This is a genomic window from Mesorhizobium sp. M1182 (assembly GCF_040318335.1).
In the GTDB taxonomy this organism is placed as follows: Bacteria; Pseudomonadota; Alphaproteobacteria; order Rhizobiales; family Rhizobiaceae; genus Mesorhizobium.
In genome coordinates, this window is record NZ_JAMYMD010000003.1 from 282,244 (window position 1) to 296,978 (window position 14,735).

At 63.4% G+C, this 14,735-nt stretch carries 12 protein-coding genes and 1 pseudogene; 10 read left to right on the forward strand and 3 right to left on the reverse strand.

Annotated elements, in window-relative coordinates; all coding sequences use genetic code 11:
* The first annotated feature begins 1 nt into the window (after position 1).
* A complete protein-coding gene (locus NKH33_RS06350; protein WP_352918508.1) occupies positions 2 to 1,033 on the forward strand; it encodes a tetratricopeptide repeat protein in 1,032 nt (343 codons plus the stop codon).
* A gap of 42 nt (positions 1,034 to 1,075) precedes the next feature.
* Here NKH33_RS06350 and NKH33_RS06355 read toward each other — a convergent pair whose 3' ends face one another.
* On the reverse strand, positions 1,076 to 2,092 hold the full coding sequence (locus NKH33_RS06355) for a zinc-dependent alcohol dehydrogenase family protein (protein ID WP_352918510.1): 1,017 nt from the start codon (positions 2,090 to 2,092) through the stop codon (positions 1,076 to 1,078).
* Between the two features lie 92 nt (positions 2,093 to 2,184).
* Here NKH33_RS06355 and NKH33_RS06360 point away from each other — a divergent pair, with 92 nt between their 5' ends.
* From NKH33_RS06360 to NKH33_RS06390, 7 genes are all read left to right on the forward strand, one after another.
* Positions 2,185 to 3,060 carry a LysR family transcriptional regulator gene (locus tag NKH33_RS06360; RefSeq protein ID WP_352918512.1) on the forward strand — a complete coding sequence of 292 codons (876 nt, stop codon included), beginning with the start codon at positions 2,185 to 2,187 and terminating at the stop codon, positions 3,058 to 3,060.
* 138 nt (positions 3,061 to 3,198) lie between these two features.
* Entirely contained in the window at positions 3,199 to 3,765 is a 567-nt protein-coding gene (gene efp / locus NKH33_RS06365) for an elongation factor P (protein ID WP_352918514.1), read from the forward strand.
* Positions 3,766 to 3,846: 81 nt separating this feature from the next.
* Positions 3,847 to 4,647, forward strand: coding sequence for an inositol monophosphatase family protein (locus NKH33_RS06370; RefSeq protein WP_023678017.1), 801 nt, complete (start codon positions 3,847 to 3,849; stop codon positions 4,645 to 4,647).
* Between the two features lie 99 nt (positions 4,648 to 4,746).
* On the forward strand, positions 4,747 to 5,454 hold the full coding sequence (trhA, locus tag NKH33_RS06375; protein WP_023678018.1) for a PAQR family membrane homeostasis protein TrhA: 708 nt from the start codon (positions 4,747 to 4,749) through the stop codon (positions 5,452 to 5,454).
* 115 nt (positions 5,455 to 5,569) lie between these two features.
* Entirely contained in the window at positions 5,570 to 6,595 is a 1,026-nt protein-coding gene (locus NKH33_RS06380; RefSeq protein ID WP_352471212.1) for a MotA/TolQ/ExbB proton channel family protein, read from the forward strand.
* 1 nt (position 6,596) lies between these two features.
* Positions 6,597 to 7,628, forward strand: a complete 1,032-nt coding sequence (locus NKH33_RS06385) for a peptidoglycan -binding protein (protein ID WP_352683348.1) — start codon at positions 6,597 to 6,599, stop codon at positions 7,626 to 7,628.
* 264 nt (positions 7,629 to 7,892) lie between these two features.
* Positions 7,893 to 8,291 carry a hypothetical protein gene (locus tag NKH33_RS06390; RefSeq protein ID WP_352918516.1) on the forward strand — a complete coding sequence of 133 codons (399 nt, stop codon included), beginning with the start codon at positions 7,893 to 7,895 and terminating at the stop codon, positions 8,289 to 8,291.
* Between the two features lie 79 nt (positions 8,292 to 8,370).
* Here NKH33_RS06390 and NKH33_RS06395 read toward each other — a convergent pair.
* Positions 8,371 to 8,720: pseudogene (locus NKH33_RS06395) on the reverse strand (DUF1304 domain-containing protein).
* Between the two features lie 185 nt (positions 8,721 to 8,905).
* Here NKH33_RS06395 and NKH33_RS06400 point away from each other — a divergent pair.
* Together NKH33_RS06400 and NKH33_RS06405 are read left to right on the forward strand one after the other, a co-directional pair.
* Complete coding sequence (locus NKH33_RS06400; RefSeq protein WP_352918518.1) at positions 8,906 to 10,390, forward strand: carboxypeptidase M32; 1,485 nt, start codon at positions 8,906 to 8,908, stop codon at positions 10,388 to 10,390.
* A 206-nt stretch (positions 10,391 to 10,596) separates the two neighbouring features.
* Positions 10,597 to 12,624 carry a DUF3857 domain-containing protein gene (locus NKH33_RS06405; protein ID WP_352918519.1) on the forward strand — a complete coding sequence of 676 codons (2,028 nt, stop codon included), beginning with the start codon at positions 10,597 to 10,599 and terminating at the stop codon, positions 12,622 to 12,624.
* Positions 12,625 to 12,742: 118 nt separating this feature from the next.
* Here the strand turns inward: NKH33_RS06405 and NKH33_RS06410 are convergent, their stop codons facing one another.
* The gene (locus NKH33_RS06410; protein WP_352918521.1) at positions 12,743 to 14,545 is read right to left on the reverse strand and encodes an ABC transporter transmembrane domain-containing protein; all 1,803 of its coding nucleotides are present in this window, start codon (positions 14,543 to 14,545) and stop codon (positions 12,743 to 12,745) included.
* Positions 14,546 to 14,735: the final 190 nt, after the last annotated feature.

The window sequence follows — 14,735 nt, forward strand, 5'->3', positions numbered from 1 at the left end:
CGTGCTCTCGCGGAAAATCCTTTTCAGCGCCTTTCTTGCAACGGCCGTGACGCAGGCGATAGCGGCGGAACCCGTTCCGCTGCCGCAGCCCAGGCCGGATTCCAGCGAACCTGCCGACAAGCCGATCGCCGCACAATTGCCGCAGCCCGCCACCACCACCCCGTTGCCGTCGGCCGACACCATCAACCCCGACCGCTTCGGCGCAAAGCCGTCCGATGCTGCCTACGGCGCCTTTCAGCGCGGGCTCTACAAGACGGCCTACAACCTTGCGCTCTCCCGCGCTCAAAACGGCGATCCGGCGGCACAGACGCTGGTGGCCGAGATATTGTCGCGCGGCCTCGGCGTGCCGGTCGACGCGGCAGGGGCGGCGAACTGGTATGCGATTGCCGCCGAGCAGGGCGTGCCGGAATCGCAATTCCAGTATGCGCTGATGCTGCTCGACGGCCGCTACGTCAAAAAGGACGAGAAGGAGGCCTATGCGCTGATGCAGGCCGCCGCCGAGGCCGGCAACCGCCTGGCGCAGTTCAATTTTGCGCAGCTGATGGTCGAACAGGAGCCCGGCGATGCCGGTATTGCCAAAGCCGTATCCTATTACGAGCGCGCTGCCGCGACCGGGCTTGCCGACGCACAATATGCGATGGCACAGGTCTACGCCAATGGCGCCGGCGGCAAGCCGCGCGACGATGTCCGCGCCCGCGGCCTGCTGGCACAGGCCGCGCGGCAGAACTACGACACGGCACAGATCGATCTCGCAACCTGGATGATCGAGGGGCGCGGCGGCGCCCGCGACCTGAAATCCGGCTTCAACTGGATGAAGCAGGCCGCCGAGGGCGGCAATGTCGCCGCCCAGAACCGTCTCGCCAAGCTCTACATGAACGGCATCGGCACCGACCCGGATCTGATCCTCGCCGGCGCCTGGTATGTTGTCGCCCGCCGCGCCGGGCTCATCGACCAAGAGATGGACGATTTCCTGCAGGGCCTGACCGACGAGCAGACGCAGCAGGCGCTGCAACGGGCCAACCGCCTGCCCTGACCGCGGTCTCGAGACTCATCGCACCGGGCTCGTCAGGCGGGCTCATTGGGTATGATCGAGCACGACCTTGCCGAAGGGCGAGCCGTGTTCAAGGTACCGAAAGGCTTCGGCGGCCCGGCTCCATGGCACGACCCGGTCGATCACCGGTCTCAACCGGTTGACGACAATGGCGCGGTTCATCTCTTCAAAGGATTCGCGTGAGCCCACCGGTATGCCTCGCGCCCGGACCTGCCGGCGGAAGATGTCGAGCGGGTTGATGGCGCCGTCACTGCCGCCGAGATAGCCGATGACGTTGATCTGGGCGCCGCGCGCCGCTGCCCTCAGCGATTGTGCAAAACTCTGCGGTCCGCCAACCTCGATGATATGGTCGGCGCCGCGGCCATCCGTCAATCCCAGCACGGCCGATGCCCAGTCGGGGACGCTGCGATAGTTCACGCCGTCCTGCGCGCCAAGTTGCCTCGCCCGCGCAAGCTTCTCGTCGCTGCTCGACGTCACGATGACGCGCGCGCCGGCAGCGGCGGCGAACTGCACTGCAAACAGCGAAACGCCGCCGGTGCCGAGGCAAAGCACGGTGTCGCCGGGTTTGACGCTGCCCTCCGTAAACAGCGCGTGCCATGCCGTCACGCCGGCGCATGGCAGCGTCGCCGCTTCGGGGTCGCTCAGATTGGCCGGCGCCAGCACCGCCGCCTGTTCGTCGAGCCGGGCAAATTCGCTGAGCAGCCCGTCGATCGGGCCGCCGCGTTGATAGGAGGGCTCGGCCATCGCGAAACTGCCGCCGACCCAGCGTTGCCAGAACGTGCCGCAGACCCGGTCGCCGATCTTGAACCGGCTGACCTCGGCGCCGATGGCAACGACTTCGCCGACGCCGTCCGACAGCGGCACCAGCGGCAATGCAAACTTCGTGTGATAGCTGCCGCGGACGATCTCGGCATCGCGGTAGTTCAGCGCCGTCGCCTTGACCTTCACAATCATCTCCTGGCGCCCCGGTTCAGGCATCGGCCGCTCGACCATTCTGAGGGTCTTGAGGCCGCCCGGGCTCTGCAATTCGATCGCTTTCATCGTCGTTCCTTTTCAGCTGGGTCCTGCCAGAGGAAAATCGCTTGCCATCCACCGGATTTCAAATTCATAATGTTCAGCATAATTATGCTTCTATGACATGTTCGGGTGTCGTGCTTGAAGAACTGAAAACACTGGCCCTCTTTGCCGAGGAGGGTTCGATTCAGAAGGTGGCGCAACGCCTGCCGTTGACGCAGCCGGCCGTCACCCGCCAGATCCAGCGGCTGGAGGAGATGCTCGGCACGGAATTGCTCGACCGCCGGCTAAAGCCGTCGCGACTGACCCCGGCCGGCGTAGAAGTGCTGGCACGCGGCAAGGACATTCTCGCCGCCGTCGACGCGCTGAGATCATTCGCCAAGGGCGACGAGCCGGAGGGCCTGCTGCGGCTCGGCCTCGCGCATGGACTTTGCGACAAAGCCGTGGCCGCTGCCATCGGTGATGCCGTGGCGCGGTTTCCGAAGGTCTCGCTGCGTCTGAAGAGCGGCTGGAGTCTTGAGCTGGCCGACCAGCACAAGCGCGGACAGCTCGACTTCGCCTTCATCCTGGACGGCAGCAATTCCAAACCTGGAGACGGCGTTGTCGGAACCGAGGCCCTCGGCATCATCGCTGCCGAAAACACCAGTCGGCAAGCCGACGTCAAGACCATGCCCTGGGTCCTCAGCCCTGAACCCTGCGACGCGCGCCGGCGGCTGGCGGCTGCCCTGGCCGAGGGCGGCCACAGGTTGATGGTCGGCGCCGAGATTCAGGACAGCGCGCTGCAGATCGACTGGGTTCGTCGAGGCCAAGGCCTTGGCCTGCTGCCCAGGCGGCTGCTGCGGGAAAAGCTGCCTGAGGGCATTGCCCTGGTCGACGCTCCCGGCCTCGAGCTGTCGCTGCGAATTGTCGTGCTGCGTTCGCCGCACCTGCATCTTTTGAGAGAGGTCGCCGACGCGGTGACCGAGGCCGTCACCGCGACTGTCAGGGCGGACTGAGGCCACCACGCCGCGCTGCCGGGCCAGCTTCGTTCCCGCTTCATCGGAAGGCGCTCCTTGCCTCTGCTGGCGATTTGTGGTCTTGGAGGCGCCAAATTGCCCTTTGCGGCGATCATCTCATTTCCGGATCACCTCACCATGGCCAAGATCAATGGCAACGAAATCCGTCCCGGCAACGTCATCGAGCATGATGGCGGCCTTTGGGTGGCGGTCAGGACCAACACCGTCAAACCCGGCAAGGGCGGCGCCTACAACCAGGTCGAACTCAAGAACCTGATCAACGGCACCAAGCTCAACGAGCGCTTCCGTTCGGCCGAGACGGTCGAGCAGATCCGGCTCGATCTGAAGGATTTTTCCTTCCTCTACGAGCAGGGCGACGCGCTGGTGTTCATGGACACCGAAAGCTACGAGCAGCTCGAATTGCAAAAGGAGTTCGTCGGCGATCGCGCCGCCTTCCTGCAGGACGGCATGATGGTGACGGTCCAGCTCTATGACGAAAGGCCGATCGGCATTTCGCTGCCCGACCAGGTGATGCTGACCATCACCGAGGCCGACCCGGTGGTGAGGGGCCAGACGGCAGCCTCGTCCTACAAGCCGGCGATACTCGAAAACGGCATCCGCGTGCTGGTGCCGCCGTTCATCGGCTCGGGCGAGCGCATCATCGTCGATACCAACGAAATCACTTACGTGCGCCGCGCCGACTAAGGCGTGATCCCAAAGAGTTGCAGACTTTTTGGATAAGATCATGCGTCAAGGCAAATAGGCGCAGCGACAGGAAGAACAGCAATGGCGCGTTCCGCGATCCTCAATGTCATGGTCCAGGCCGCAATGAAGGCCGGCCGCTCGCTGTCGCGTGACTTCGGCGAAGTGCAGAACCTGCAGGTCTCGATGAAGGGGCCGGGCGACTATGTCAGCCAGGCCGACCGCAAGGCCGAAGACATCGTCTTTGCCGAACTCTCCAAGGCGCGGCCCGGCTACGCCTTCCTGATGGAGGAACGCGGCGTGATCGAGGGCGACGACGGCCAGCACCGCTGGATCGTCGACCCGCTCGACGGCACCACCAATTTCCTGCACGGCATTCCGCTCTTTGCCGTTTCGATCGCGCTGGAGCGCCAGGGCCAGATCGTCGCCGGCGTCGTCTACAATCCGGCGATGGATGAGCTCTATACCGCCGAGCGCGGCGGCGGCGCTTTCATGAACGACCGCCGGCTGCGCGTCGCCGGCCGCACCAAGCTGGTCGATGCGGTGATCGGCTGCGGCATGCCGCATCTCGGGCGTGGCCAGCACGGCAATTTCCTCATCGAGTTGCGCAATGTCATGGCCGAGGTCTCTGGCGTCCGCCGTCTCGGCTCCGCCTCGCTCGATCTCGCCTACGTCGCCGCTGGCCGCATGGACGGGTTCTGGGAAACCGGCCTGTCGGCCTGGGATGTCGCCGCCGGCATTTTGCTGATCCGCGAGGCAGGCGGTTTCGTCTCCGATTTCGCCGGGGGACAGGATGTGCTGAACGCCGGTTCACTGGTCGCCGGCAACGAACTCATCCAGCGCGCGCTGTTGAAGACTATCAAAAGGCCACTCTCAGCCGGCTGATAGAGGCACGCCGCGCTGAACCGCCGCAGTCGCAAAACCGCAACCAAAGCTTGAAATACTGTCCCGCTGCCGCCCAGATAAGGTGGCGCAGGATCATCGATGACGAACAGCCGGCCCCAACCCCAGAGCGAACTCTCCCAGCTCGACATTCCCTTCATGGGGCGTTGGCATTACTCGCGCGCCGAGATCATCGCCGACGGCATTGTCCACGCCGTGGGCATCGTGCTGGCGATCGCTGCCGGCTCGACGCTGCTGGCACTGGCCGCCTATCGAACCGGCCCCGGCGAATACGTCGCCGCCGCCTTCTATGTAGTCTCGCTGCTCACCGTGCTGTCGGTTTCGCTGGCCTACAATGTCTGGCCGGTGTCGTCGCCGGCAAAATGGATATTGCGGCGCTTCGACCATGCCGCGATCTATCTGCTGATCGCTGCCACCTACACGCCTTTCCTGGCGCAGCTCGGCGGCTCGCCGCTGGCCGTTTCCATGATCGTCCTGGTCTGGACCGCCGCGGCGGTCGGCATCGCCATCAAGGTCTTTCTTCCCGGCCGTTTCGACCGGCTGGCGATCGTCTTCTACCTAGCCATCGGCTGGAGCGGTATCGTTCTGGTGGAGCCGCTCGTGCGGACGCTGCCGGCGACATCGATCGCGCTCATCGTTGCCGGCGGCATCGTCTACTCCTGTGGCGTGATCTTCTTCGCCTGGAAGGGCCTGCGCTTCCACAATGCGCTGTGGCATGGCTTTGTCGTCACCGGCGCCGGCCTGCATCTGGCCGCCATGGTCGACTGCCTGGTCATCAACCGGCTTTGACCTCCGGTCGCGGACAGTGGCAATATTGCCAAGCGCCATTCAATTTCGTCACAATTCCGTTTAGAGTCGCAAACACAAATTGATCGGCGGCGACGGCATCGGAAACGGGGCACGGATGACTCTTCTCAGATCCTTCGGCATGGGCAGGCGCTCCGACGTTCTGATCTACGACCCGCACAAATTGTCGAGCCCTCAGGTGTTTCTGCTGACCATGGTGATCTTTCTGTTCATCGTGGCCTTCATCGCCGCCATCCTGACCCGCCAGATCTCGACCGCCTTCGTCACCAATCCCGGCCTCAACGGCCTGATCATCGGCGTGCTGGCGGTCGGCATCCTGCTGGCCTTCGTCCAGGTCGGCCGGCTGTTCCGCGAGGTGCGCTGGGTCAACTCGTTCCGCGCCGGTTCCGAAACCACCGAACCGGTGCTGCTGGCGCCGATGAAGGCGATGATCGGCCGCTCCTCGACGATTGCCTTCTCGACCAGTTCGATGCGCACCATGCTGGATTCGATCGCCACCCGGCTCGACGAAAGCCGCGACACGTCGCGCTACCTTGTCGGACTGCTGGTGTTCCTCGGCCTGCTCGGCACCTTCTGGGGCCTGCTCAACACGATCGGCTCGATCCGCGAAACCATCGAGTCGCTCGATCCCGGCACCGGCGATGCCGCGGCCGTGCTCGAATCCCTGAAGCAGGGGCTTTCCGCTCCGTTGGCCGGCATGGGCACCGCCTTCTCGTCCTCGCTGTTCGGCCTCTCCGGCTCGCTGGTGCTCGGCTTCCTCGACCTGCAGGCCGGCCGCGCCCAGACGCGCTTCTATACCGAACTCGAAAACTGGCTGTCCTCGGTCACCGACCTGTCCTCCGACATCGTCGTTGCCGACACGGCCAAGACCGAACCCTCCGAGGAAATCCGGCTGTTGTCGGAAAAGCTGCGCACTCTGCAGGAGAATGGCGGCGGCTCCAATCCGCGCGTCGCCACCGCCATGGCCAATCTCGCCGACGGCATTTCCGGCCTGGTCAAGAACATGCGCTCGGAACAGCAGATCATGCGCGACTGGGTCGAGGCCCAGTCGGACGAGCAGAAGGCGATGCGCAACACCCTGGAGAAGATCGCCGACGCCTTGAAGAAGCCTGGAGTGCATTGACGTGGCGTTGGCACGAGGCCGGCGCTCCGACCGCCGCATCGATTACTGGCCGGGCTTCGTCGATGCGCTGTCGACGCTGCTGTTGGCGATCATGTTCCTGCTGACTGTTTTCGTGCTGGCGCAGTTCCTGCTCGGCCGCGAGATCTCCGGCAAGGACACGGTGCTCAACCGCCTCAATTCGCAGATCAACGAGTTGACCCAGCTTCTGGCGCTGGAACGCTCGACGACGCAGGACAAGGAGGACACCCTTGCCAATTTGCAGGCATCGCTGTCCGCATCGGAGGCGGAAAAGAGCCGGCTCGAGCAATTGCTGGCGCAAGGCGCCGGTGCCGGCGATGCCGCCAACCAGCGCGCGACGGCACTTTCCGGCGAGCTCGACAGCCAGCGCCAGATCAGCCAGCAGGCGCTGAGCCAGGTCGAGATCCTCAACCAGCAGATTTCGGCGCTGCGCAGGCAGATCGCAGCGCTCGAACAAGCGCTCGACGTGTCCGAAACGCGCGACCGCGAATCCAACACCAAGATCGCCGATCTCGGCCGCCGCCTCAATGTCGCACTGGCGCAACGCGTGCAGGAGCTAAACCGCTACCGCTCCGATTTCTTCGGCCGCTTGCGTGAAATTCTTGCCGACCGCGAGAACATCCGCATCGTCGGCGACCGCTTCGTCTTCCAGTCGGAAGTGCTTTTCCCGACCGGCTCCGAGGTGATCAACGATGCCGGCAAGCTCGAGATGAAGAAGCTTGCCGATGCCATCATCGAATTGCAAAAGGAAATCCCGCCGGAGATCAACTGGGTGCTGCGCGTCGATGGCCACACCGACAACAAGCCGCTCTCCGGTACCGGCCGCTACCGCGACAATTGGGAATTGTCGACGGCGCGCTCGACATCGGTGGTCAAGTTCCTGATCGAGAACGGCGTGCCGGCCAACCGGCTGGTCGCGGCCGGCTTCGGCGAATTCCAGCCGCTCGACCCCGCCGATACCGAAGAGGCGCGCAACAAGAACCGCCGCATCGAGTTGAAGCTGACCGAGCGGTGATCTGCAAGCCTTTGGCTTGTATCATGCGCCAGGTCGAGCCGGCTCAAGTCGGCGGCATTTAGGGCACTGGTGCGGCAGCGGCAAGAACTGAAAAAATTACCTTTTTTTAATTACACTTTGCCGCCATGGCCTTTTAGCCTTGGTCATGGGCCGAGAACCGCCGGCGGTGGAACCGCTCATCGCGACGCGACGGAACCTGACGGCCCGCGGCCGGAAGGCAGGACCCTCCCAACCACCGCCTTCCCCAGTAAAGGAGACGCAACCATGCGCTTCTTCGCTCCCAGGAATCTCAGGACTGCTACGCTCGCCACACTTCTCCTCGCCGTTCCGTTTGCTGGCGCTTACGCCGGCCCGCGTGAGACGGCCTTGATCAATCAGATCCAGAGCGTGGAGGCGGGTATCCAGGGCGCCATCCGGGCGAACAAGCTCGAGCCGGGCGAGGCACGTGACTTGCGCACGCAGGTCGCTCAGCTCGATCGGGCCGCCCAGAGGGCCGCTCGCCGTGGAACGATGCCGAGCACGCAATATCAGCAGTTGATGGCGCAGCTCGACGATATCAGCCAAAAGCTGCGCGCTGACACCGGCAGTGCCTTCCTCATCGGCAACGGCGCCGATGGCGGATACTATCCCAACGGCTATGGCCCAACTTATCCAGGCGGCTGAAATCGGCCGCAATGCACGGCGCTGTGGCAATTGATTTTGCCCATGATCCTTTTCCAGCTTTCGGTTCAGGGATCATGCGCTAGTCCAACGCCGGCGCAATCAGCGCCAGTACTGCCGGCACTGTCTCGATGAAGAGGATTTTGCGGCCCGCCGTTGCCGCGCCGTAAAGGCCGGCGACGGCGACGCAGAGCAGGAAGAAGACTTTGAACGGGAAACCGGCTTCGCCGAGGTAAAGCCCCAGATCAGCCCGGCTGCGAGAAAGCCGTTGTAAAGCCCTTGATTGTCAGCAAGCACTTTCGAGGCCCTGGCGAATTCTGGCGTCAGCCTGAACACCATGTGGCCGCGCGGCGTGTCCCACAGCACCATCTCCAGATAGGCGATGCAGAGGTGGATCACGGCCACCAGCCCGACCAGCACATTGGCGATCACGTTTCGTCTCCCCCATCGCGGTCTGCCGCCGCCGGACGACATTGATCACGCACGCCACCGCTTCCGCGAGGTGCCTTTCGACCGTTGCGGCCGGCAGTCGATGCATCGGTCGCGGACGGTCTTCAGGGGTTGCCAACAGTTTTGCATTGGTATCTTTTCCCGCCGTCAAATCAGCGGAACCCACAATGTCCTTTCAAAAACTCGACGACCTCGGCCACAAGCTCGAAGCACTGGAACACGCCCTCGCCATCCTCGGCGCCGACGAGGCGACCCATATGGCGGTCGGCGGCGGCGAGAAGCGCGCAGAGGCAATGTCGGTGCTTGCCGGCATGCACCATGCCCGGGCGACTGCGCCGGAGATTGCCGACTGGATCGCGGCGGCCGAGCAGGAGGCGCTGAACGAAGAGCAGCAGGCCGCGGTCAGGGAATTCCGCCGGCAATATACCAACCTGACCTGCCTGCCGGTCGAGTTCGTCGAGCGCCAGACGACCGCGCGCATGCGCTCCGAGCAGCTGTGGCGCGACCTGCGCGCCAAGAACGACTGGGCCGGCTTCCTGCCGGCGCTGGAAGGCGTCGTGGCGCTGGTCCGCGAGGAGGCGGCCCTTCGCGCCGAGGTGCTCGGGCTCGAGCCTTACGACGCGCTGATGGAGCAATATGATCCGGGCAATCGCACCGCCGACGTCACGCCTGTGTTTGCCGAGTTGAAGACCTTCCTGAAAGGTTTCGTGCCGGAGGCACTGGCCGTGCAGGAAGAGCGGCTGGCGAAACATCCGCTGAAGCCGCTTTCCGGCAGCTACCCCTTGGACAAACAGCGCGAGCTCGGCCTCGCCATGATGGCGGCAGTCGGCTTCGACCTCACCCACGGCTCGCTGTCGGTTTCGCACCATCCGTTCTGCGGCGGCGTGCCGAGCGACGTGCGCATCACCACCCGCTACAAGACCTCGGATTTCCTGTCGGCGCTGATGGGCGTGCTGCACGAGACCGGCCATGCGCTGTACGAGCAGAATCTGCCGAAGGCGTGGGCGCACTGGCCGCTCGGCAGAGCGCGCGGCATGGCGGTGCATGAAAGCCAGAGCCTGTTCGTCGAAAAGCAGATCGGCCGCAATCCAGAATTCTGGCGCTGGGCGCTGCCGGTGGTCGAAAGACACCTCGGCGAGCGCTGGAGGATCGACGACATCCTGCCGCATGTGCACCGGGTCGAGCGCGGCCTGATCCGCGTCGATGCCGACGAGGTCACCTATCCGCTGCACGTCATCCTGCGTTACGAGCTGGAGCAGGAGCTTGTCTCGGGACGGCTGGAAGCAGCCGACCTGCCCGAAGCCTGGGATGCCAAGATGCGCGATTATCTCGGCCTGTCGACATCAGACAATCCGGCTGATGGTCCGATGCAGGACGTCCACTGGCCGGGTGCCGCCTTCGGCTATTTCCCCTCCTACACGCTGGGCGCCATGATGGCGGCGCAGCAATGGGCGGCGCTGACCAGGGATCATCCTTCAGCCGACGAAGACCTCGCCAAGGGAGATTTCGCCGCGATCAACGACTGGCGCCGCAAAAGGATCTGGTCGCAAGGCTCGCGCTGGTCGACGCCAGAACTGCTCGAACGCGCTACCGGCGAAAAGCTCAATGCCGTGCATTTCACCGATCACCTGAAGAAGCGGTACGGGAACTGAGCCGCTTCGTCTATTCCAGGTTCTTGCCGCGGTGACTGCAGAAATCCGCGAAACTGGCCTTTACTTTGGTGGGAAAGCCTCTGAAAAAGGAGTTCTTCCAAGTTGGGCGAGCGTAGATGTCTGTCTGTTACAGTTTTCATAGGATGAAGTCTTTCTGGCCCCGCTTGGTATTTTTCATCTTATTGATCGGCCTGAGTTCTCCGGCCATGGCCGACGACATGGTTCTCAAGGGTCCGGCAGAAAGCTGGGTAAAGCAGCTTGATATTCCGGCTGCCGATCCCACCCGATCGGATCAAATCAAGAATGGCGTTTCATGGCTGCTCTCGGACGACCAGATCACGCATCGCGCCGGCGGCTATGTCGAGTACTCGCGCACCGTCTATAAGATCGTCGACCGTCCCGGCCTGGATCGTGGCGCGAGTATCGATCTGCAGTTCGATCCGTCCCGGCACAAGGTCACGCTCAACCATCTTCACATCATCCGCGATGGCGCCGTTTTGGACCGGCTGGAAGGTGTCGAATTCGACATCTTCCGCAGGGAAAGAGACGCCGAGAAGGGTGTCTTCGACGGCTGGCTGACAGCACATGTCAACATCGATGATGTGCGCACCGGCGACATCGTCGACTACGGGTCGACCTATGAGATAACGCCGCTGGTCGGCAAGGACCTTTTCTTCAAGAATTTCTCCACCGAATGGGAAGAGCCGGTAGCGCTTATCCGCACAAGCATCATTTGGCCTTCGGACCAGCCGCTCCAGATCAAGACACGGGGAACCCGACTCAAGCCCTCAATCTCCCCGACTGGACCGGACACCACCTATCTATGGGAGATTCCAAACCCGAAACCGGTCAATGTCGAGGACAACCTGCCCGTGACCTATCCAGGCTGGGGCTCCATCGATGTCGCGTCTAGCGCGAATTGGCAAAGTGTGGTCGATGCCGTTGCGCCCTATTACAAGCCAGCGACCGTTTTTCCCCCGGCTTTTGCCGCAAAGCTCGACGACATCGCTCTGCGGCATCCGGTGCCCGAAGACCGGATGGTCGAGGCAATGCGGTTGGTGCAGGACCAGATCCGCTATGTAAGCCTGTCGATGGGTGCCGGTTCCTACGTTCCGCGTGATCCCGCGACGGTCATCCTGAGCGGGTTCGGTGACTGCAAGGACAAGGCCCTGCTGCTGGTTTCGTCGCTTGTGCGGCTTGGCATTGCTGCCGACGTCGCCTTGGCCGATCTCGACGAGGGACGGGCCCTGGACCAGCATCTGCCGGCGCTCCGCGATTTCGACCATGCCATCGTCAAGGCAAGGATCGGAGCAAAGACATATTGGCTGGACGCCACGAACTATCTTCAGGGCGGCGGGGCGCACAATCTCGCACAGCCCGACTACGGCTTCGCGCTGCCGCTTTCCAGCACCGGCGGGTTGGAGAAGATGCCGAGCCCTGTGCTTACCAGCCCATCGATCCAGATCGCCGAGGAATTCGACTTTCCGCGGAAACCGGGCGATCCCCTCGTGCTGACGGTCTTCTCGACATATGAGGACGCCGATGCCGATTGGATGCGCGGCAATTTCGCCAGCCGGTCGCTGAGCGAGGTGTCGGACGCCTACCTGAAATACTACAACAAGCAATATCCGGGCATCCAAACCATCGCCAAGCCGGAAATCGTGGATCGCCGCGACGGCAACATAGTGAGCGTGAAGGAAAGTTATCGCTTGCCGGCGGAGGCGCTGGCGGCCAACGATCTGGCAAAGAATTTCCCGATCCGCGCGGCCGATCTCGGCAACAACTCTCTTCCAACCCCCACAATCGTCGACCGAACCGGGCCCGTCTCCCTCGGCCCCCAGTTCTACCGCCGCCACAAGGTGACCGTGCGCAACCTCAAGGCGAGGTTTTCCGGCGAGTCGATGAAAAACGTCGTGACGCCCTATCTGTCTCTCAAGGCATCCTGGTCCAACACGCCCACCGAATTTCAAGTTGAATGGAACTTTCAGACGCTGGCGACTGAAGTACCGGCCAAGGCGATTGCCGATTATCTGAAAACCGTCGATGACCTCGCAGACCAGGTTCGCTGGCAGTACGATTTTACCTATGAAGAGCCGCCTGCCGATGTGCAACTCAGCGATCCGGCAAAGGAGCAGCGACAGACCGTCGCCAGCATGCTTTTGTTGTCGTTGCTTGTCGGCGTTCCCCTGTTCATCGCCTATCGACGCGGCAAACGCCGAGCTTTCGGTAGCTGAAGAATCTCGGCGGCCGCTGGGCTCCATGATCCCGAAAATTGGCTGCCGGTTTTCGGAAAAGATCATGGTCAAACAAGAAGATGGAGCCTCATCCCGATTTCATCGGGATGGAGCGATGCTACTCTGCCGCGCCCCTGAAAGCACTCGCCCCGGTATCGAACTGCAGCTTGGCCAGCCGCGCATAGATGCCGCCCTTGGCGACCAGGCTCTGATGCGTGCCTTCCTCGACGATGCGGCCGCCATCCATGACCAGGATGCGATCGGCCTTCAGCACGGTTGCCAGCCGATGGGCGATGACGATCGTGGTGCGGCCCTGCATCAGCCGGTCCAGCGCCGTCTGCACCAGCGTCTCGCTTTCGGCATCTAGCGCCGAGGTCGCCTCGTCGAGCAGCAGGATGGGCGCATCGCGCAAAATGGCGCGGGCGATCGCCACGCGCTGGCGCTGGCCGCCCGACAGCGTCACGCCGCGCTCGCCGACCTGGCTGTCATAGCCCTTTTCGAGTTTCAGGATGAACTCGTCGGCAAGCGCGTCCTTCGCCGCCGCCTCGATCTCGGCCTGGCTGGCGCCAGGCCGGCCAAAGCCGATATTGTCGCGCGCGCTTGCGGCAAAGATGGTGACGTCCTGCGGCACGATGGCGATGCGCGCGCGGATCGCCGCCGGATCGGCCTCGCGCAGATCGACCCCGTCGATGACGATCCTGCCGGCCTCCGGATCGTAGAAGCGCAGAAGCAGCGAAAACACGGTGCTCTTGCCGGCGCCCGAGGGCCCGACGATCGCCACCGTCTCGCCGGGTTTGACCTGAAAGCTCAGGCCATGGACGGCGGCGCGGTCGGGCCGGGCCGGATAGGAGAAGGAGACATCGTCGAAGCTGATCGCACCTCTCGCCTTTGCCGGCAGCGGCTTCGGATCGGCGGGCGCCTGGATCGCGGGTTTCTCGGCCAGGATCTCGGTCAGCCGTTCGGCAGCGCCCGCTGCCTGGGACAGTTCGCCCCAGACCTCCGACAGGGCGCCGAGCGCGCCGGCGGCGAACACCGAATAGAGCAGGAATTGGCCAAGCGTGCCTGGCGACAGCGTGCCGTCGAGCACGTCGCGCGAACCGAACCACAGCACCGCCACGACCGAGGAAAAGATCATGAAGATGGCAAAGAAGGTGAGAAAGGAGCGGGCAAAGATCGAGGCCCGCGCCGCTTCGAACGCTGCTTCCACGGCGGATGAAAAATACCCGGTTACAAGCTTCTCGTTGGTGAAGGCCTGCAGGGTGCGCACCGCGCCGATCTGCTCGCTGGCATAGGCGGTGGCATTGGCCAGAGTATCCTGCGCCAGCCGTGACTTGCGCCGCACCGAGCGGCCGAAGGCGACCAGCGGCAGCACGATTAGCGGAATGGCCGCGATGACCAAGCCGGACAGTTTTGGGCTGGTGAAGACCATCATCGCCACGGCGCCAAGGCCGAGGATGACGTTGCGCAAAGCCACCGAGGCGGTGGCACCGACGGCCGATTTGACCTGTGTCGTGTCGGCGGCGAGCCGCGAGACGATCTCGCCCGACTGGGCCGTGTCGAAAAAGGATGGCGACAGTGTTGTGACGTGGGCAAAGACATCGCGGCGGATATCGGCAACGACGCGCTCGCCGAGCGTGATGACGAAATAGTAGCGGCTGGCCGACGCCGCCGCCAGAACGGCGGCCATCACCACCAGCATGGCGAAATATTCGGCAATGAAGCTGGAATCGGAAGCGGAAAAACCGTGGTCGATCATCCGCCGCACGGCCAGCGGCAGCGCCAGCGTCGTCGCCGCAGCGACGGCCAGCGAGACGATCGCGCCGATGACCATTTTGCGGTAATGCGTAATGTAGGGAAACAGGCGCTGCAGCGGCCTCAGCGAGCGCCTGCGCTCGTCTGCATCGCCGCTGATGTTCGCCATGACCGTTTCCTTTGGCCCTTTGAGGCTTGCGCCATCAATATGCGCTTGCCGCGGCCTTGTGATTCAATTCCGGCTGATGTATAGGCTCGCCGACCGTTTTAGAAGCCGTGGCTCCTCAATAGCTGCGGCTTCGAGTTTTAAAAAGGGGCGCATCGACGCAGGCTTCAGCCCGTCGGCAGCACCCGGCAAG

Bases quoted from the DNA above. Each gene is read 5' to 3' on its own strand.
- NKH33_RS06355 (WP_352918510.1), bottom strand. From the start codon at position 2,092: ATGAAAGCGATCGAATTGCAGAGCCCGGGCGGCCTCAAGACCCTCAGA.
- NKH33_RS06390 (WP_352918516.1), top strand. From the start codon at position 7,893: ATGCGCTTCTTCGCTCCCAGGAATCTCAGGACTGCTACGCTCGCCACA.
- NKH33_RS06400 (WP_352918518.1), top strand. From the start codon at position 8,906: ATGTCCTTTCAAAAACTCGACGACCTCGGCCACAAGCTCGAAGCACTG.
- trhA (WP_023678018.1), top strand. From the start codon at position 4,747: ATGACGAACAGCCGGCCCCAACCCCAGAGCGAACTCTCCCAGCTCGAC.
- NKH33_RS06405 (WP_352918519.1), top strand. From the start codon at position 10,597: ATGGCCGACGACATGGTTCTCAAGGGTCCGGCAGAAAGCTGGGTAAAG.
- NKH33_RS06380 (WP_352471212.1), top strand. From the start codon at position 5,570: ATGACTCTTCTCAGATCCTTCGGCATGGGCAGGCGCTCCGACGTTCTG.
- NKH33_RS06360 (WP_352918512.1), top strand. From the start codon at position 2,185: ATGACATGTTCGGGTGTCGTGCTTGAAGAACTGAAAACACTGGCCCTC.
- NKH33_RS06410 (WP_352918521.1), bottom strand. From the start codon at position 14,545: ATGGCGAACATCAGCGGCGATGCAGACGAGCGCAGGCGCTCGCTGAGG.
- efp (WP_352918514.1), top strand. From the start codon at position 3,199: ATGGCCAAGATCAATGGCAACGAAATCCGTCCCGGCAACGTCATCGAG.
- NKH33_RS06370 (WP_023678017.1), top strand. From the start codon at position 3,847: ATGGCGCGTTCCGCGATCCTCAATGTCATGGTCCAGGCCGCAATGAAG.